The 19,395-nt window shown below is 51.2% G+C and carries 17 protein-coding genes; 6 read left to right on the plus strand and 11 right to left on the minus strand.

Features of this window, described 5'->3' with window-relative positions; genetic code table 11:
* Positions 1-71: 71 nt before the first annotated feature.
* The 3 genes from gorA to D6C13_RS11380 all read right to left on the minus strand — a co-directional run bounded on the left by gorA (position 72) and on the right by D6C13_RS11380 (position 3,229).
* Positions 72-1,424, minus strand: a complete 1,353-nt coding sequence (gene gorA, locus D6C13_RS11370; protein ID WP_120132854.1) for a glutathione-disulfide reductase — start codon at positions 1,422-1,424, stop codon at positions 72-74.
* Between the two features lie 176 nt (positions 1,425-1,600).
* Positions 1,601-2,443: a 23S rRNA (adenine(2030)-N(6))-methyltransferase RlmJ gene (locus tag D6C13_RS11375; protein ID WP_120132855.1), complete on the minus strand. Its 843-nt coding sequence runs from the start codon at positions 2,441-2,443 to the stop codon at positions 1,601-1,603.
* A 186-nt stretch (positions 2,444-2,629) separates the two neighbouring features.
* A complete protein-coding gene (locus D6C13_RS11380) occupies positions 2,630-3,229 on the minus strand; it encodes a histidine phosphatase family protein (RefSeq protein WP_120132856.1) in 600 nt (199 codons plus the stop codon).
* 198 nt (positions 3,230-3,427) lie between these two features.
* Between D6C13_RS11380 and prlC the strand changes: the two genes are divergently transcribed.
* Positions 3,428-5,488: an oligopeptidase A gene (prlC, locus tag D6C13_RS11385; protein WP_120132857.1), complete on the plus strand. Its 2,061-nt coding sequence runs from the start codon at positions 3,428-3,430 to the stop codon at positions 5,486-5,488.
* A 9-nt stretch (positions 5,489-5,497) separates the two neighbouring features.
* On the plus strand, positions 5,498-6,244 hold the full coding sequence (gene rsmJ, locus D6C13_RS11390; protein WP_120132858.1) for a 16S rRNA (guanine(1516)-N(2))-methyltransferase RsmJ: 747 nt from the start codon (positions 5,498-5,500) through the stop codon (positions 6,242-6,244).
* A gap of 101 nt (positions 6,245-6,345) precedes the next feature.
* On the opposite strand, the gene uspA is transcribed toward rsmJ, so the two are convergent.
* Positions 6,346-6,786, minus strand: a complete 441-nt coding sequence (gene uspA, locus D6C13_RS11395) for a universal stress protein UspA (protein ID WP_014333460.1) — start codon at positions 6,784-6,786, stop codon at positions 6,346-6,348.
* Between the two features lie 339 nt (positions 6,787-7,125).
* Between uspA and uspB the strand changes: the two genes are divergently transcribed.
* Complete coding sequence (gene uspB, locus D6C13_RS11400) at positions 7,126-7,461, plus strand: universal stress protein UspB (RefSeq protein WP_120132859.1); 336 nt, start codon at positions 7,126-7,128, stop codon at positions 7,459-7,461.
* Positions 7,462-7,557: 96 nt separating this feature from the next.
* Here uspB and pitA read toward each other — a convergent pair whose 3' ends face one another.
* The gene (gene pitA / locus D6C13_RS11405; protein WP_120132860.1) at positions 7,558-9,063 is read right to left on the minus strand and encodes an inorganic phosphate transporter PitA; all 1,506 of its coding nucleotides are present in this window, start codon (positions 9,061-9,063) and stop codon (positions 7,558-7,560) included.
* 320 nt (positions 9,064-9,383) lie between these two features.
* Here pitA and D6C13_RS11410 point away from each other — a divergent pair, with 320 nt between their 5' ends.
* The 3 genes from D6C13_RS11410 (at position 9,384) to D6C13_RS11420 (ending at position 13,408) form a co-directional block, all read left to right on the plus strand.
* Complete coding sequence (locus tag D6C13_RS11410) at positions 9,384-10,586, plus strand: BaiN/RdsA family NAD(P)/FAD-dependent oxidoreductase (protein WP_120132861.1); 1,203 nt, start codon at positions 9,384-9,386, stop codon at positions 10,584-10,586.
* Between the two features lie 438 nt (positions 10,587-11,024).
* Positions 11,025-12,167: a serine hydrolase domain-containing protein gene (locus D6C13_RS11415; RefSeq protein WP_244212679.1), complete on the plus strand. Its 1,143-nt coding sequence runs from the start codon at positions 11,025-11,027 to the stop codon at positions 12,165-12,167.
* A gap of 218 nt (positions 12,168-12,385) precedes the next feature.
* Positions 12,386-13,408, plus strand: a complete 1,023-nt coding sequence (locus tag D6C13_RS11420) for an FKBP-type peptidyl-prolyl cis-trans isomerase N-terminal domain-containing protein (RefSeq protein WP_120132863.1) — start codon at positions 12,386-12,388, stop codon at positions 13,406-13,408.
* Positions 13,409-13,460: 52 nt separating this feature from the next.
* Here D6C13_RS11420 and D6C13_RS11425 read toward each other — a convergent pair whose 3' ends face one another.
* The 6 genes from D6C13_RS11425 to D6C13_RS11450 form a co-directional block, all read right to left on the minus strand.
* The gene (locus D6C13_RS11425; protein WP_120132864.1) at positions 13,461-14,705 is read right to left on the minus strand and encodes an ATP-grasp domain-containing protein; all 1,245 of its coding nucleotides are present in this window, start codon (positions 14,703-14,705) and stop codon (positions 13,461-13,463) included.
* Positions 14,702-15,865 carry an ATP-grasp domain-containing protein gene (locus tag D6C13_RS11430; RefSeq protein WP_120132865.1) on the minus strand — a complete coding sequence of 388 codons (1,164 nt, stop codon included), beginning with the start codon at positions 15,863-15,865 and terminating at the stop codon, positions 14,702-14,704. The genes D6C13_RS11425 and D6C13_RS11430 overlap by 4 nt, the downstream gene beginning before the upstream one ends.
* Positions 15,862-17,109 (minus strand): ATP-grasp domain-containing protein, encoded by a 1,248-nt coding sequence (locus tag D6C13_RS11435; RefSeq protein ID WP_120132866.1) that lies wholly within the window; start codon positions 17,107-17,109, stop codon positions 15,862-15,864. The genes D6C13_RS11430 and D6C13_RS11435 overlap by 4 nt, the downstream gene beginning before the upstream one ends.
* A gap of 86 nt (positions 17,110-17,195) precedes the next feature.
* Positions 17,196-17,930, minus strand: a complete 735-nt coding sequence (locus tag D6C13_RS11440; RefSeq protein ID WP_120132867.1) for an iron-containing redox enzyme family protein — start codon at positions 17,928-17,930, stop codon at positions 17,196-17,198.
* Between the two features lie 4 nt (positions 17,931-17,934).
* Positions 17,935-18,213 carry a 2Fe-2S iron-sulfur cluster-binding protein gene (locus D6C13_RS11445; protein WP_120132868.1) on the minus strand — a complete coding sequence of 93 codons (279 nt, stop codon included), beginning with the start codon at positions 18,211-18,213 and terminating at the stop codon, positions 17,935-17,937.
* Positions 18,185-19,333, minus strand: coding sequence for a hypothetical protein (locus D6C13_RS11450; protein ID WP_120132869.1), 1,149 nt, complete (start codon positions 19,331-19,333; stop codon positions 18,185-18,187). The genes D6C13_RS11445 and D6C13_RS11450 overlap by 29 nt, the downstream gene beginning before the upstream one ends.
* Positions 19,334-19,395 lie beyond the last annotated feature (62 nt).

Genomic DNA, 19,395 nt, shown 5'->3' on the forward strand with positions numbered 1-19,395 from the left:
TAAGAAAAATATAGAAAAAAGGCCTGAGATCCAACGATCTCAGGCCTTTATATTTTTTACTGAAGGGCGAATTAACGCATGGTCACAAATTCTTCCGCGCCGGTCGGGTGGATGGCGACGGTGTTGTCGAAGTCTTTTTTGGTTGCGCCCATTTTCAGTGCGACCGCGAAGCCCTGCAACATTTCATCCATGCCGTATCCGATGCCGTGGATGCCGACGATTTTCTCTTCATCACCGACGCACACCAGTTTCATGCGACACGGCTGGCGGTGCTGCGTGACAGCGGTGTACATCGCGGTGAACGAGGATTTATACACTTTCACGTTGTCTTTGCCGAACTGCTCAATCGCCTGCGGTTCGGTCAGGCCGACCGTGCCGATTGGCGGGTGGCTGAACACGACGGTGGCAATGTTGCTGTAATCCAGATGCTCGTCAGGTTTGTTGTTAAACAGACGCTCAGACAGACGACGGCCCGCAGCGACGGCAACGGGTGTCAGTTCAACTGCGCCGGTGTTATCGCCCACCGCGTAAATGCCTTTTACGCTGGTGTTCTGGAACTTATCGACGACGATATAACCTTTATCGTTGGTTTTCACGCCAGTCGCTTTCAGGTTGAAGTTGTCAGTTTCCGGTTCGCGGCCAATCGCCCAGACCAGGCTGTCGACTTCAAACTCTTTCCCGTTTTCCAGTTTCAGCGTCAGGCTGCCGTCGGCATTTTTCACCACTTCTTTCGGAATGGATTCTTTATGCAGCACCGGGCCTTCAGCTTCCATCACTTCAACCAGCGTCTCGACCATCAGCGGATCGAAGGTACGCAGCGGCGCGTGTTTACGCACGAACAGGTGCGTTTCAGCACCCAGCGCGTTCATCACGCCGGCGATTTCTACCGCGATGTAACCTGCGCCGATAACCGCAACGCGTTTAGGCATTTCGGTCAGATCAAAGAAACCGTCGGAATCGATACCGTATTCTGCACCCGGAATATTCGGGTGACTCGGACGGCCACCGGTGGCGATCAGGATGTGATCGGCAGTGATCTTCTCGCCGTTCACTTCAACGGTATGTTCGTCAACGAAGCGCGCGAAGCCTTTGATCACGTCCACTTTATTTTTGCCCAGCACGTTGTCGTACGAGGTGTGGATGCGGTCGATGTAAGCGGTGCGGTTGGCGACCAGCGTTTTCCAGTTAAAGCTGTTCACGGTGGTATCAAAACCGTAATCCGGGCCGTAATTGCGGATGGCTTCAGCGATTTGCGCGGCGTGCCACATCACTTTTTTCGGGACACAACCCACGTTGACGCACGTGCCGCCAAGCTCTTTAGCTTCGATCAGCGCACATTTTTTCCCATACATGGCTGCACGGTTGATTGATGCGATACCGCCGCTGCCGCCGCCAATTGCCAGATAGTCATAATGTTTGGTCATCGGATTTTCCATGAGTTGTCAAAAATGAAGAACGCCATACCAGCGTCGCTAATCTTAAAAATTGTCTGAGAGTTTAGCGCGTGAATGCGTTTTGTCGCAAAGATTGGATCGATGGTTGCAATAGGTTTGATAGCTGAGACCTTAGAAAAAGGCCTCAGCCAGGGGAAAAGCTTTACTTACTCAGGCACTACCCAATTAACCGTAGTATGACCGGTACCGGAAGGTACCAGCACTTTCAGCAGCCACGGCAGAACGTTGTTCATCTGCTGCTCGAGTTTCCACGGCGGGTTAATCACAATCATGCCGGAAGCGGTCATGCCGCGCTGATCGCTGTCCGGACGCACGCCCAGTTCGATTTGCAGAATACGGCGAATGCCGGTGGCTTCGAGATCACGCAGCATTTTTTTGATTTGCTGGCGCATCACCACCGGATACCACAGCGCGTAAGTGCCGGTCGCAAAACGCTTGTAGCCTTCCTGAATCCCTTTTACCACGTCCTGATAATCGGTTTTCATTTCATACGGCGGGTCCATCAGGATCAGACCACGGCGTGAAAGCGGTGGCAACTGGGCTTTCAGCTGCTGATAACCATCGGCGCGCGCAACGCGGGTACGGTCATCTTTCTGGAATTCACTGCGCAGCAGCGGGAAATCGCTCGGGTGCAGTTCGGTCAGATGCAGTTTGTCGTCTTCGCGCAATAACTGACGGGCAATCAGCGGCGAACCCGGGTAATAACGCAGATTTTCATTGCGGTTGAAGTGATTGACGACCGACATATACGCCGCCAGTTCTTCAGGAATATCGTCCCGCTGCCAGATGCGTGCGATGCCTTCCAGATATTCGCCGGTGCGTTCGGCGTGTTCGCCGCTCAGCTGATAGCGCCCGGCACCCGCGTGGGTGTCGAGATAAAGGAAGGGCTTTTCTTTTTCTTTCAGGGATTCAATGATCAGGCTCTGAACGGTATGTTTCAGTACGTCAGCATGGTTGCCAGCGTGGAAGCTGTGGCGGTAACTCAACATAGGTCTTACGTTTCCGTATGATAGGTGTAGACAGTAAAATCAGTGGGTTACCGGATTTTTATACTGTACTGGGATGCAGCGGCAAGCGGCCATGATGTGCGGCACGCCTCTAATACGGCTTAGTATAAACTGTCTGGCGATGAAAATGGCAAAAGCCTTGCTCAAATCGCCAGACGGGCTGCCATCCTATGACGCGTTCGGACAGGTTTCAGACACGCCGTTAAGGTTTTCAGCCTCTTTTTTGAAGCTGACTTTTTGTGTCGGTGCGGATTTATCCAGTGTCACAATGAAAATACTGTCAAAATCGCTGCCCGGCCATTCAGGCACCCTATTCGGATCGCCGCCATTTTCTTTCACAATCTTTTTGACGATTTTGTCCAGATTCTTGTGCTCCCAGGCGACAAAAATCAGGGCGTTCTGGTACTTATCGTTCTGTAATTCTTTGGCTACGCCATCCGCATCATCGGCATTGTACGCAATATTAATCGCCTGATTCAGGCGTACCGCCGTCGGCATAATGGTTGACAGCGGGCGTAAAGAATCGCCGGGTTTTTGTTCTTTCGGACCTGAGGCGAAAATAAAATCCGGATGACCAAAACGCGACAATAAAACACCGGGCAATGCCAGTGCCCGGTTCAGCCCTTTACAGGTCAATTGCCCGCTGTTACTGGTGGGTTTCTCCCCGTGACGGACAAAAATCAGAGTTTCCCTGGCACTGGCTGTCTGGCTGACGAGTGACAGCGCGAGCAGACCACCGGCTAAATAACCCATCGTTCTTGCTTTCATTAATGACGCCCTTTTGCTGAGTTAACTTAATATAGCGTGATCGCGACATGGTTGAGCAATGAAGAGGCATTCCCCCATTGATTTCCCCATAACTTGACCGCATGTTAGAAGTTACGTCATCTTTAAGACGACCCGAATTCACGGCGTGGTGCGCCACAGGCGCATCAGCCCCAAACGCTATTACGAAGGACTGGCCCTATGACTGAACTGCAAAACGCGTCGAATCCGCTCTTAAAACCGTTCTCCCTGCCTCCTTTCTCTGCGATCAAGCCTGAACATATTGTCCCTGCGATGAAATCCGCGATCGAAGAAAGCCGTCAGACCATTGAACGTGTCGTCGCGCAGGGCGCGCCTTACACGTGGGAAAACCTGTGTCAGCCACTGGCCGAAAGTGACGACCGCCTGAGCCGTATCTGGTCGCCGGTCGGTCATCTCAATGCTGTGAAAAACAGCCCGGAACTGCGAGAAGCTTACGAGCAATGCCTGCCCATTCTGTCTGAGTTCAGTACCTGGACCGGCCAGCACGCCGGTTTATATCAGGCATACCGCGATTTAAAAGACAGCGAAAATTTCAGCACGCTGTCTGTTGCTCAGAAAAAAGCCATTGATAATGCGCTGCGTGATTTTGAACTGTCCGGCATTGGTTTGCCGATGGACAAACAAAAGCGTTATGGTGAAATTTCTGCACGTCTGTCCGAACTGGGCTCGACCTACAGTAACAACGTGCTCGATGCCACGATGGGCTGGAGCAAACTCATCACCGATGAGAACGACCTGAAAGGCCTGCCGGAAAGCGCACTGGCCGCCGCAAAAGCGCTGGCAGAATCGAAAGAGCAGGAAGGCTGGCTGTTAACGCTGGATATCCCGAGCTATCTGCCGGTGATCACTTACGGCGAAAACCGTGCGCTGCGTGAAGAAATGTACCGCGCGTTCGGTACCCGCGCGTCCGATCAGGGCCCGAATGCCGGTAAGTGGGATAACAGCGAAGTGATGGCTGAAGAACTGGCGCTGCGCCACGAACTGGCTCAGCTGTTAGGTTTTGACTCCTTCGCGGATATGTCGCTCGCCACCAAAATGGCGGAAAGCCCGAAACAGGTTATCGACTTCCTGAGCGGTCTGGCAACTCGTGCGCGTCCGCAGGGTGAGCAGGAGCTGGCGCAACTGCGTGCCTTCGCCAAAGATCATTTCGGCGTGGATGAAATGGAAGCCTGGGATTTGCCGTTCTATGGCGAAAAACAGAAACAGCATCTGTTCTCCATCAACGACGAGCAGCTTCGTCCGTATTTCCCTGAACAGCGCGCGCTGGAAGGGTTGTTCGAAGTGGTGAAACGCATTTACGGCATCACTGCCAAAGAGCGTAAGGACGTAGAAACCTGGCACAAAGACGTGCGTTTCTTCGATTTGTTCGATGAAACCGGCGACCTGCGCGGCAGCTTCTATCTCGACCTGTATGCCCGCGAGCACAAGCGCGGTGGCGCATGGATGAACGACTGTGTCGGCAGTATGCGTAAAGCTGACGGCGAACTGCAAAAACCGGTCGCCTATCTGACCTGTAACTTTAACGGCCCGGTCGGCAATAAACCGGCGCTGTTCACGCACAACGAAGTCACCACGCTGTTCCATGAGTTCGGTCACGGTCTGCATCATATGCTGACCCGCATCGACACCCCGGGCGTCGCCGGTATTGCCGGTGTGCCGTGGGATGCCGTCGAGCTGCCAAGCCAGTTTATGGAAAACTGGTGCTGGGAGCCGGATGCACTGGCGTTTATCTCCGGCCATTTCGAAACCGGCGAACCGTTGCCGAAAGAAATGCTGGATAAAATGCTGGCAGCGAAAAACTACCAGGCGGCGCTGTTTATTCTGCGTCAGCTAGAGTTTGGTCTGTTCGATTTCCGTATGCATGCGGAATATGACCCGGCCAAAGGCGCGCAAATCCTGCAAACGCTGGCAGAAATTAAGAAACAAGTTGCCGTGGTGCCGTCACCTTCATGGGGACGTTTCCCGCACGCCTTCAGCCACATTTTTGCCGGTGGTTATGCAGCCGGTTACTACAGCTATCTGTGGGCGGAAGTGCTGTCTGCCGATGCGTATTCGCGCTTCGAAGAAGAAGGGATTTTCAACCGGGAAACCGGTCAGTCATTCCTGGATAACATTCTGTCGCGTGGCGGTTCTGAAGAGCCAATGGAGTTGTTCAAACGCTTCCGCGGGCGTGAGCCGCAGCTGGATGCTATGCTGCGCCACTACGGAATCAAAGGATAACCTCTGCCTGTGAGTGTGTGTTTACTGTGTGAAGAAGGCGCCGATGAAGGCGCCTTATCTGTTCTGGCGCAGCGCTGGAGTCTGACGTCTGATCCGGATGCCATTATGGCGCTGGTGCTGACGCCTGAACGTCTGGAATTACGCAAACGTGACGAGCCAAAACTCGGCGCGATTTTTGTCGATTTTGTCGGTGGCACCATGGCGCATCGTCGTAAATTCGGCGGCGGACGCGGTGAAGCGGTAGCTAAAGCCGTCGGCATCAAAGGCAGCTATCTGCCGGATGTGGTTGACGCCACCGCAGGCCTGGGCCGCGATGCCTTTGTGCTGGCGTCTCTGGGCTGTAAGGTGCGGATGCTGGAACGTAATCCGGTAGTGGCAGCATTGCTCGATGACGGGCTGGCACGTGGCTATCGCGATGCGGAGATCGGTCCGTGGCTGCGTGAGCGCATGACGCTGCTGCACGCCTCGAGCCTGACGGCGCTTGCTGAGCTTTCGCCAAAGCCGGAAGTGGTGTATCTCGACCCGATGTATCCGCATAAACAAAAAAGTGCGCTGGTGAAGAAAGAGATGCGGGTGTTTCAGGGATTAGTTGGCCCGGATGAAGATGCCGACGGTCTGCTGGAACCGGCGCGCCGCTTAGCGACCAAGCGCATTGTGGTAAAACGCCCGGACTACGCCCCGCCAATGGCCGATATCGCCGCACAGGCCGCCGTCGTGACCAAGAGTCACAGGTTTGATATTTATACGCCGCTGTAACGAGCTGGCGCTTTAGCATCTTCTGTTTTAGTCATAAAAAAATGCCCGCCGGTTTCCACCTGCGGGCATTTTTTATGTCAGCGTAAACGCAAGAATACGTCTTACGCTTCTTCTTCCTCATCGCGCAGAGGCACAATCAGCATGTCGATGTGAACGGTGTTGATCAGCTGGCGAGCAGAGGACATCAGTTTGCTCCAGAAATCCTGATGATGGCCGCACAGCACTAAATCCACGCCGTACTTGTTGATGGCATCCACCAGCACCTGCGCTAAATCACCGCTGCCGCTCAGAGTTTCTGAAATCGGGTAACCGGCGTTTTGCGACAGTTCGTTCAGCGCGTGGTGAGTTTCTTCGGAAATACGTTTCTGCATGTCACCCAGATTGACGTCGATAAGACCGGTATACAGGTCAGAATAGTTCACATCAACGTGGATCAGGGACACCTTGGCGTTGTAGGGACGCGCCATGGAAACCGCTTTCTCGACTAAAACTTTGCTCTCAGGTGAGAGGTCAACAGCAATAAGTATGTGTTTGTAAGCCATAAGAAAACTCCTTCCATAAGTCGGTTAATAGCAATATCAGCATCATGCGAATGTCATGACTTTAGTATAGCGCCAAAATGGTGAGAGAAATCAAGCATACAGATCCCATTTCCAAATCCGGGCATCTATAGATACAAATAATATGAACAGTTCGGGATTCGTTTCCTACACTCAATAATGCAGGCTTCTCCTGCTTTAGCAATCTTCTGTGGTACGAAAAGAGGGCGGGCGCAGTTTGCCCGGGGGTGTGAAATTGCGGAAAGGCAGGGCGAAACGTCGGGGATGTGCCGCTATTTTACCGGTGCATTGCGCGGTGTCAGTTCGCCTTGAGGGGGAATCATGATCAGTCCCGTTGCGCTGTTTTGGGCTTTATGTTTTGTGTGTGTCGTGAATATGCTGCGTTATTACTCTTCTTTGCGCGCATTGCTGGTGGTATTGCGCGGGTGCGATCCACTGCTGTATCAGTACGTCGATGGCGGAGGTTTTTTCACGTCGCACGGTCAGCCCAGCAAGCAAATAAGACTGGTGCGCTATATTTATGCTCAGCGCTATGTTGAACATCACGATCCTGAGTTTATCCGCCGCTGTGAAAGGGTTCGCGGTCAGTTTGTGCTTACGACTGCTCTGGTCGGACTGATATTGATGAGCATGATTGCGATGCTCATTTGGTATTAAAACCTGAAGGAAACGTGAGGGAGGATGTGTGAAAAAGGAAACAAAAAAGGCGACATGCTGAGCATGGTCGCCTTTTTAATGCCGGTCAGAAAGCTATCAGATAAGCTTCAGCGCAAGCCAGTACAGCACGCCGGAAAGCACAATCGACACTGGCAGAGTTAAGATCCACGCCATTGCGATATTCTTCACGGTCTTCGACTGCACACCGCCGCCATCCACAATCATGGTCCCTGCAACCGCAGAAGACAGCACGTGTGTGGTGGAAACCGGCATACCGGTGTAGCTGGCAACGCCGATGGAAACGGCTGCCGTCACCTGTGCAGACAAGCCTTGTGCATAAGTCATGCCTTTCTTGCCAATCTTCTCACCGATGGTGGTCGCCACGCGTTTCCAGCCAATCATGGTACCCAGTGCCAGCGCCAGAGCGACAGCAACGATGATCCAGATTGGAGCGTATTCAACGGTTTGCAGAATGTCTGTTTTCAGATCGCCGAGGAAGCGTTTGTCCGCTGCAGAGGTTTCCGGCAGCTTGGCAACTTTATCCGCGGTATCAGAAACACACATCAGCAGGCGACGCATATGGCTGCGTTCTTCCGGTGACAGGTTGCTGTAAGACTGAAGATTGGTCAGCAGTGTTTGCGCGCGACCGATAGCGTCAAGTGCGTGGCTGCTGTCGCAGTGGAACACTATAGGCTCGTCGGTCGGTGCGATATTAACGTCAGGCGCAGGCACTATCGGCGTCTGGGCAATCACGTGCGGCACGGCATCAACATGTTGCTGATAATACTGGCCGAGGTGCGTGACTGCGTCGCGGGTACGGGTAATGTCGTAACCGGTCGCGTTCATATTCACCACAAAACCCGCGGGTGCCACACCAATCAGAACCAGCATGATCAAGCCAATCCCCTTCTGACCATCGTTAGCGCCGTGAGAGAAACTCACGCCGATAGCCGACATAATCAGACCGGTACGTGTCCAGAATGGCGGCTTTTTCTTGCCATCTTTCTTTTCACGCTCAGCAGGTGTCAGGTGGATACGGGCATGTTTCTTGCTGCCACTCCAGTAACGGCGCAACAGGAAAATCATGGTACCCGCCATAATCATCCCGACCAGTGGTGAGATAATCAGAGAGGCGAAAATTCCAATCATTTTAGGTATGTTTAATGCATCGACCACAGAAGTGTGAGTCATTAATGCATTGGTCAGCCCTACGCCAATAATGGCGCCGATAAGCGTATGGGAGCTGGACGCCGGCAGGCCGAAATACCAGGTGCCGAGGTTCCAGATGATCGCCGCCAGTAACATAGAGAACACCATGGCAAGGCCATGTGCGGAACCTACATTGAGCAGCAAATCGGTTGGCAGTAAATGGACAATGGCATAGGCCACGCTCAAGCCACCAAAAAGGACACCAAAGAAGTTAAATACCCCTGCCATCACGACCGCTAATTGCGAACGCATTGCCCGGGTATAGATGACGGTTGCTACTGCGTTGGCCGTATCATGGAAGCCGTTGATGGCTTCATAGAACAGAACAAACAGTAACGCGAGAATCAATAAAGAACCGGTATGAATATCCAACCCGGCAAATAGATGCAGCATAATTGTTACGCCAGTTAGTGGTCATGAACGCCGCGCATTATCTGCGAGAACAGGGTGAGGGGAAAAGGAAAATATGACATTTTTTTGACTAAAAATAGTTTATTTATCGCACGTTATTCAATTTAATTTTTATTAATCAAAATCTTAATCCTGCTTTCCCGGCTGAAACATTTACTTACGACGTTCAAAAAGCGGACTGTGTTGCTGGTTTAAGGCGTGCCTCTCCCTTACAATCCGCGGCGTATGCGGCCACAACGCCCATTCAGTCGGGGCAGACCCTATCTAAAACGTAGTCGAATTTTCGTAAAGAGAGGCCAAAAGTGGAACAGGTTGATGTGGTAGTCATTGGTGCAGGTGCGGCAGGCATGTTTTGTGCAGCACAGGCCGGACAGGGTGGCTGCCGGGTTCTGCTGGTGGATAACGGAAAAAAAACCGGACGTAAAATTCTGATGTCAGGCGGCGGACGCTGCAACTTCACCAATCTTTATGCTGAACCTGCTGCCTATCTTTCTGAGAATCCGCACTTCTGTAAGTCCGCGCTGGCGCGTTACACCCAGTGGGATTTTATCGATATGGTCAACCGCTACAGCATCGCCTGGCATGAGAAAACACTCGGGCAGCTTTTCTGCGACGACTCCGCGCAGCAGATTGTGGCGATGCTCGATAAAGAGTGCGAGTTGGGTAACGTCGATGTGCGCCTGCGCAGTGAAATTACCGACGTGGAGAAAACCGAAGAAGGCTTTATTATCAAGATGAATGGCTCAACTGTGAGTACTCACTCACTTGTTATCGCGAGCGGCGGACTTTCTATGCCGGGTTTGGGCGCGTCGCCATTTGGTTATCGTCTTGCCGAACAGTTTGGGCTGAAAGTACTGCCAACCCGCGCGGGGCTGGTGCCGTTTACCCTGCATAAGCCGCTGCTTGATCATTTACAGGCCCTTTCCGGTGTCTCGGTGCCCGCGGTTCTGACTGCGGAAGATGGGACTGTGTTTCGCGAAAGCATTCTGTTTACCCATCGCGGTCTTTCTGGTCCGGCTGTTTTGCAGCTTTCGAGCTACTGGCAACCTGGTGAGTTTGTAAGCGTTAACTTACTTCCTGATGTAGACCTGGCGGCGTTTCTCAATACGCAACGTCAGGAACATCCGAACCAGAGCCTGAAAAACACGCTGGCGATGCAACTGCCGAAGCGTCTGGTGGAATGTTTGCAAACACTCGGCCAGCTGCCAGATGTGACGCTTAAGCAACTGAACGCTCAGCAGCAGGCCGAACTGGTGGAACAACTGCAAAACTGGCAGGTGCAACCTAATGGCACCGAAGGTTACCGCACGGCGGAAGTGACACTCGGCGGAGTCGATACCAAAGCGTTGTCTTCAAAAACGATGGCGGCGGTAAAAGTCCCCGGTTTGTATTTCATCGGCGAAGTGGTGGATGTGACCGGCTGGCTCGGCGGCTACAACTTCCAGTGGGCCTGGAGTTCTGCCTGGGCGTGTGCGCAGGATTTGGTGGCTGAGTCGGGCAAATAAAAAAATAAGGTCTGCACACGAGTCAATATGTCTGAATAAAATGAATATTTTTAATTGTTAACAATAAAAATTTTGAATATTCATTTTAAATGACATTGCTCATTTTATTTTCTGCTTTTTATTTCTCCCTATAAGTGTTCACGCCGCGTTTGGCACCACTTCGGCGTTGTCAGTAATGAGTTTTCCTCCCGGATATAACGTGACCTCAATCGCAGTGACCTATTTAACTCGCGTACAGAATAAATGTAACAAAATAACCGCTAAAGAAATTCAAAATTAAACAACGGGCAGTTGTCATTTATTAATTAAGCACTATAGAATGCGCCCACACTTTTTCAACCCGATCAAAAGCAGAAAAATGAAAGCAGCATGATTCAGTCTCACCGAGTTATCCTTCTCCTCCCTCTGTTTCTCAGTGCATGCGGGACATTGTCTGACATGCATGTCGACGAAAATCCGCAAGATGCGAAACAGCTTGCCTGTACTGACGATCTTAACGGCATGGTGGATGACGTTGTCAGCCACTACCGGCGCAAGGAAAAATCTCAAGGTGTGGCGATTGGCATTATCAGAAATAACGGTGCCGCTCAGACCTGGGGTTATGGCTATACCAACGCGGTGAACGGCCACAAAATCGATGGCGAAACGTTGTTTGCGCTCGGTTCTGTCAGTAAAGGAGTCACGGGAGAAGTGGTGGCCGGGCTGGTGGATAAAGGCCAACTGAGGTGGGATGACAAGCTGGGAGATTTACTGCCGAAAAATATTGTGCTGAGTGAAGATGCCAAAAATATCACGTTGTTGCAGCTGGCAACGCATACGTCCGGTCTGCCGCGTCAGAATATGACGAAAGATATGCTGGAAAACTTCCTGAAATATCTTTATACCGGCGATAATTTCTATCATGAGCTGGACAGTGACGACGTACTTAACGATTTGTCTTCATTTAAAAAACCGCAAAATCCGGCACCGCAATATTCCAATCTGGGCTACGCGCTGCTTGGGTATATTCTTAAATTAAAAACCGGCGAAGATATCCAGCAGCTGGCTTATGATTTTATCTTCGACTCGCTGAAAATGGGCAATACCAGTTTCTATGGCAACAGACTGAAAGCCTATCCTTACCGCGCGATAGGGCATGCAGGTGATCAGCCCAAGTTTATCCGTCGTGGCGAAGTGGTCCCGGACTGGTCGTTTAATAATAATATGGTTGCTGCCGCCAGCCTTTACAGCAATGTGGATGATTTACTTAAATATCTTCGCGCCCACCTTGATGATGAGAAGCCTGGTGATCTCAATACCGCTTTCCAGGTAGTGGAAAAAGTGTATTTTCAGCGGCAGATTGAAGCCGCCAATATTGCCTGGATATCTGATACGAAAAACAACCAGACTATCACCTATCAGGTCGGGTATATCGGCGGCTACTCCAGTTATATTGGCTTTGATAAGAAACATAAAAATGCCATTGTTGTGTTACAAAACTCTTTCAACTGGAGTAATTATCTTGGCCATGATTTGTTGCTGAAAATGGCGATGGCAGACGATTATCAGGGACGCTGTACTGATGAAAAAAAATCCCATTAATGAAGTATCATATTCATTTGTTGTAATTATTTTATGTCGTCACATTATTCCGTTGACTTATTAATATATGAAGTCTTACATAATTGATTGTTCGTATTTTTAATCTACTATTATTATGTGCCTTCATAATTCTATCGTTATGAGTCGTTATAATTTTTGCATGGCGTAAGTTATGCAACATTATCAGGTTCATAACACTCACTTTTGAAAGGATCTTTATGCCTCGCTCTTACAAAAAAGGACTTTACCTGTTCAGTGCTCTGATGATGTCGGGTATGACTTTATCTGCCAGCGCGGCTGAACAGGCTGCGGCTGTGGCAACCCCTGCAGCGACCGCACCGGCTGTGGCACAAACCCAAGACGCCACTCCGGCTGCACCGGCAGATGCTGCACCTGCTCCGGTCGTGACGGTGGAAAAAACGCCGCAAGCAATCCCAACTCAGGCAACGACGCCAGTGACAGCGCCGGAAAAAACGCCAGTGGCTGAAACTACGCTGCCGACCGCGGCTGCAAAAGCAGTGCCTGATGCACCCGTGAAAAAAGACATTCCGGAAGAAGTGACCGCTGACAGTATTAAAGCGGCCGGGATTGTGCCTGCACCGGCGCAGATGCTGGACAGTGAAGAGCAGAAACGCGCGTATGCCAGCGGTGTCATGCTGGCGCACTTTATCGAAGAGCAGCTCGCTAACCAGAAAAGCCTGCACATCACCCTGAATAAGAACATCCTGCTGGCCGGTATTGCGGATACGTTCAGCCATCAGGAGAAGATGAGCGATGAAGAAGTCCACACCACGATGACTGTGTTTGATGAGCAGGTTAAGGTGCTGACGCTGGCGCAGAATCAGAAAAAACAGGCGCAAGACAAAGCCTATGTGGAAGCCTTTGCCAAACGTGAAGGGGTGAAAAAGACCAAACAGGGTCTGCTGTATCGGATTGATAAGAAGGGCGATGGCCCGGCGCTGAAAGATACCGATAACGTTGAGGTCAGCTATAAGGGCACGCTGGTTGATGGCACCGTGGTTGACGGACCAAAGATCGACAACGCGAATGAAATTTTCCGCGTCGCTAACATGCCACCGGTACTGCGTGACGGCGTGAAACTGATCCGCAAAGGGGGTCAGGTTACAGTGGTGATCCCACCTGCGACGGTGGAAAAAGTCAAAGACGACAACGGTGAATCGCCGCTGGATACTGTCGTGATTTACACCATCACACTGATGAATGTGGCTTCGGCGCAGTAAGTTTTGGCGCTACAAGTAAACGGGGCTATTTGGCCCCGTTACTGTTTGCGTCTTACTCAATTTCAGCGGCATTTTCGATAGTGGTTGCCAGCGCGTTCAGAGAATTCAACAGCTGAGCGTGGTCAGTATCACGAAGAATGATCTGACCGATGAAATCCGCATTGCTTTTGATTTCATCATTGAGCATGTCGCCCGGTTTTGCTGAGAATTTCACCTGATGCGCGCTGATCCCCAGTTCTTCTGCCAGCTTTTTCCCATCGGGTAATGACACCAGCGTGCCACTCTGGCGGGCACGCAGCATGCGGATACCGGCGTAATGCGTCTGACGTAACGGCTCTGACGCGACAGTGCCTTGCGCCGCCCAGCTCAGCCACAGCTGCCAGGGATTGAAGTTCTCGAAGCTCAGCATCGCCAGATCCCAGATATGCATTCCGGCCGGTCGCATATTGGTTTCCACTGCCGCCGTCGCTCCCGGTAACAGGAAAATCTCGTTATGCCACGCGCCATTTTGCGGAGAAACCAGATGACGCATATGTTCGCCCGCATGGCGCAGCAATGATTCGTCTTCCGGTGACAAACAGGCCGGAACCACCTGCTGATATTCGGCGCGGTAATGCCCTTGCGTGGTGTGCTTCTCAGTGATCCACTGCTTTCCTGCAACGTAATCCCAGCTGAATTCGCTGGCACTTTCAATCAGCGTTTCCACCAGTACGCCCGCCTCGTGATAAGGCGTGAGAGAGAGCCAGACCGCCTGACAATCTTCCACACTTTCAATCACCTGACAGCCACGGCTGTTGCCTTCTTTCGCCGGTTTGATAAAGGCTTTGCCGCCGAGTTCTTTCACCCGGCTGATAAGGTCCTCCAGCGAGCTCACCTGCTGACTGGTAACGGTGCGGTATCCGGCCGGATGCGAGACGGACTGCGCGTCAAGTTGTCGAAAAATCTGTTTATCCAGCCCCGCGAGAGCCTGTTGCGGCGTTGCGCCGTGCAGTGAAAAGCTCTCTGCCAGCAGCGCGCCCAGCGGTACGCCGCGGTCAGAAAAGGGCAGGATCCCGACAGGTAACAGTCCGCTTTTGGCCAGTGCATCGCTCACCGAACATAAGGACTGATGGAGCCGCTCAGAGTCGAACGACGCTTCCACCACCAGATCAGCAAACTCGTCGTCGGTCGCTCCTTTTTTCTCGGTGATCAGCACCATTTTGGCATCGAAATTTTTTAAGGCTTCTTTACGCATTTTCTCAACGTCATAAATGCGGACGTTGTTATAACCCACCACCACAAAACACGGAGTACTCATGATATTTCCACCACTGTGCATACATTGAAAATCGACTCAATGGTCTGAGAAATCTGTTCCTGCCCGCCGAACACCACGCCGCTCAGCGGAGAGCGATCCGGAGAATATGAAATCGTGCCTTTGGAACAGATGCCTGCATTACATTGATAATGAAGTAAATTCTCACTCCAGTTTGCAGGCGAGAAGGAGAGGGTGTAATCGGAGTGCAAACGGTGGGCGGGATAGACAAACCAGCCGTAAAATACGCCATTGAGCAGCGGGACACAGACCGGTGGCATGCCGTAAATCTGATAACGCAAATCGGCATGGTACAAGTTCAGGCCGGTGCGCAGATGGAATGTTTCAGCCACGCCGGCACCGCCCACGCGGGCCGCTGTTTCCAGAAACCAGAACTGACCGCTGGCATCTTTTATGGCTTCAAAATGGAAGCTGCCATTCTCGTAACCCAGTGCCGCCAGGGTACGGGTCACCAGTGTGACGTGCGCCGCTTCGGTACTCACTTGAACTGAGCCCAGCGGCGTACCGCCCGAAAAACTCAGGCAGTCGCGAATGTAGTGGCTGCTGACGAACGCCAGCGGTTCGCCTTTATTCAGCCAGCCGTCGAAGTGATAAATCACGCCATCGATAAACTCTTCCACCATCATGGTTTCATCGTCTTTCAGCGCGAAAATAGCCTGTTTGATGGCGGCATAATCCCCCACCTGAATGCCGTTACTGGAGGCTTCCGCACGTGGTTTGAGCAGGAATTTTCCTTCGCGCTGAGGCCCCTGAATAAATTCCAGCGGATGCCAGAAATCAGGCTGCGGGATCCCCTGCTGTTTGCAGCGATATCGCATGGTCCATTTATTTCTCAGCGGTAAGATCTCAGCAGGGGTATCACCCGGGATCACAAAGAATTCGCGGATCTTCGCGGCTTCAATCAGATCGTACTCCGAACGGGAGATCACCCGGTCGGCATCCACCAGCAACGAGGTATAACGCTCGATCAGTTCTGAAGCGAGGAAGGTGTCGTTATTAACAATAATCACGTTAGCGTCGTCGGGCAGGTCGCTGCTGTGGCCCGGCAGACAGAAGTAATACACCTCATGCAGGCGGCTATCGATAATCTGGTCGTAGCGAATTTTTTCAAACGGGATGCGATGCAGAACGATGATTTTCATGGCTGATACTCCGTTTTCAAATAATCGTTGGTCTGGTTGAAAAAGTCGGGCTGCTGGCTGGCGGCCATTTCGGTGATATCCCACAGCGCCATGCCGAGGAAAATCTCGCGCTCCACGCGGGGCAGGCGGTCGCCGGGTTTGTAGAGCACCTTGTCCAGCAGCACCTGCGGTTCAGTGACGTTGCGTTCAATGCGTTGCAGGGTACGACCGGACTGACCGAAAAAGACCCGGAAGAACGTGGTGCGTTCGTGCCGGGATCCACGCTGAGCGGGTTTGCCGGTGATCAGCCGCAGCCAGGTTTCCAGCAGGCAGGCGCCGGAGTGGACCCGGGTGCTGTCCACAATGTAAGCACCGCCAATGCGCGGATTGATTTCGATGATTTCCCAGCGATTTCTGGCGTCGCATTTCATCTCGACGTGGTAAACGCCGGTGTGTACGCCGAGTGTCTGCATCACCTTGCCGAGAAAAGCTTTACCGGCTTCGGTTTGTTCAGCATTAAGCGAGCGGGGCGGGCAGATACAGGCGCCTTCCAGCACCGACCAGGTATCCTGTACGACATCGAGTTTTTCATGGACAGCCAGCACATCCGATTGCCCGTCGCTGACGCTGACTTCAAAACTGCATTCGGTGCCGCTGATAAAGCCTTCGATGATGAAGCCGTTATCCGCTGAAAAAACACCATCGTAATTGCGGTCAGCGGCGGCGCTGGCCCACAACGCATCAAGCTGGGAATAGGCCGTCAGGGATTTCGCAGGAAAGGTGCCCATTGAGGCCAGACCGGTACGCGGCTTGATAAAGTAGTTTTCCGGCGTAGTGATACTTTGATAAATATCTTCGTTCAGTAACTGGCAGGAAACCGCTGACAGACCGGCTTCCCGAAGTCTTGTGCGCATGGCAAGCTTATCGCGTAAACGTACGACGACGTCTTCGCTGATATCGTTAGCCCCCAGTTTCTGATTGGCGTACGCCATTAATTCGCGGTAGCCGTCCCACACGCTGATACATCCGACGAAATCGATTCCCTGACCGTAATCTGTCAGGAACTGATCAATATCCGCATGAATCAGATGCAGCGAATTTGTCACATGAACAGAGTATTTATCAAAAGACCACTGTGGCTTCTCAATTCTTTCTGAGGCGGAAGAAAGAATGAAACAGGTATAACCTGATTTTTCTGCAATGTGTTTAATCGGTTCAACCATCGAGAGTAACTGATGGGATAAAATAAGAATTGCTTTTGCCATTTCGCCTGCTCCGCCATATTGACTCGTTTATTCAGGTTGCAGAAAACCCTGCAACCTGAATTGCATCATTACTGAGTCTTAATGAATTATTCTTTAATATATTTGTTATGCATATCTACGAAGAACATTTTCAGCAGCTCCTGAATTTCCGCTAAATAACGTTTTACATCCTGAATATCTTCTTCGCTTTCGATGAGTTTGCTCAGAATATCCCACATGTCCTGCGTGTGATCTTCTACCAGGTCGGTATTGAGATGGGCAGCCTGACCGCTGATTTTGTCTTTACCAATGGACTCTGACAGCGCCTTAATTTGTTTTGGCGTGATTTTCTGCGTGGTGTATTCCACCAGATAGCTGTAACACACCACACCGACCGGCTTTTCATGTTCGGCGATGAAATACAGAAAGCCGCTCAGCAGACGGGTATAGAAGCTTGGTTCCGTGTTGAAAATGGTTTCTTTGGCAATGCCTAAGCTTTCGGCATCCTGCATGAACAGGGTGTCGTGCAGCATTTCTTCATCCTGATAGGCGGCATAAAGTTGCGCGGCTTCGGCATTGGTCTGGGAGATTTTGTGCAGCGCATTGCATTGTACGGTACGCATCAGACGGATACGCCAGCTGTGCTCGATCAGGGTTTGCTTATAGTAATCCTGATTGATCTCTTTATTTTCGAGATGTTTAGCCGAAGGCACGGTATTGTTCCATTCGATAATTTTTGTATCGAGGAAGTCATCAATTTCACGCTTAACCTGCTGGCTTCTTTCAAGATTCAGAAACGGTGCGCGACGAACAATAGCGGTATCTTTAATACGGTTGCTCATGAAATTACTCCAGAAAATTTTCAATTAAGGTGACATCACCGGTTATTTTGCACTGGCAGGCCAGTCGTATATCAGGATCTTCGATTTCAAGAACTTTAAACAGGCGTCTTTCTTTAGTGGTGATGGATGTGATGTTTTCTATGCCGGATAAAACTTTCACCCGGCATAATCCACAATTACCCGTTTTACATCCAAACTTCATATTATCCCGACATTCCAGCAGACTGATTACATCTCTGAACGTAAATTCCGTTTCACTTTTCGTAAACGTCACTGAGGGCATCAGCACTTTCCTCATGTTTTGTTTCAGGCGGATATTTGTATTGCCATAGCCAGATAAATAATGCGGCGATGGAAATAACCGAAAGGATTTCAGTGTTTACCGATACCGGGAAAAAACGCATGACTAATACGGTTAATCCGGCACCTATGCTGACTGACAACTCTTTAATCAGGAGTGCATTGTCCTGTGCGGCGCAATAATCGATATAACTCAGCCCGCATTCGGCAATCGAAAGAAACGCCAGCCACACAAATGCTCCTGCAAAAGTATGCACCTGAAATAATCCTGGCACGGCCAGAACAATTAATCCGGATAATATAATGGCCATTGATAACAACATAGCCCGTGAGCCGCTGCGCTCAATCAGTTTCATTACCGGAATTTGCAGCAGGGCGACAATCGCGCTGTTAAGAATAATCATCACACCGTACCAGCCTGGCAATTGTGGTCGGTGAGCGAGAATTTCCTGCGGCAGTATGGAGAAGACAGCGAATAATTTAATACCCGTCACCACACCGGCCAGTACCCATTTAAATTTGCCGGGTTTACGGGCATTGGATTTAATCATGCTCTGCGTGGTGACTTCACCCGACAGGCTGAACCGGCGCGCCGCAGGAAGGCAAAGCAGCAGGAGCAGACCCATAATCAGATAAAATTCGACCGGCATCCAGTGTGGATAAAGTAATAACAACCCGGCACATAAGCTGCCCAGATTGAGCATTATTTTGTTGTTTGCCGCTCCGGCAGGGGTTTTCGCCGCATCATTCTTGACGATAAAACCCAATACCGCCACGCCATAACTGAACAGAATCACGGCCAGCCAGTTGAAGATGGCCAGAATATTGAGCGACAGCAAGATAAGACCCAGCAAAGAGGCGAATAATGTTGCAATTAACGCGCGTTTTCCGAACAACGCCAGAGTCAGTGGAGTCAGGATCAACAGAAAACGGTACCCGAAGGCCAGCAGCGCATTACTGGTGGCGTCCAGCCAGACATTGGCCTGCCCCAGTAAGGAAAACAGGGCGATGGCAGAGATCATCCGCAACAACAAAAGTTGCGCATTACCTGATTTTAACAGGCTGTTTTTTAACGATTTATCGGAATCTTTACAGCGGTTCATCGGGTTGTCTTATGTCTGGCTAAGTCTGTGCCCGAAAACATAAGGTATTATTTCGTTACTGG

The organism is Rahnella woolbedingensis, assembly GCF_003602095.1.
GTDB classification, from domain to species: Bacteria; Pseudomonadota; Gammaproteobacteria; order Enterobacterales; family Enterobacteriaceae; genus Rahnella; species Rahnella woolbedingensis.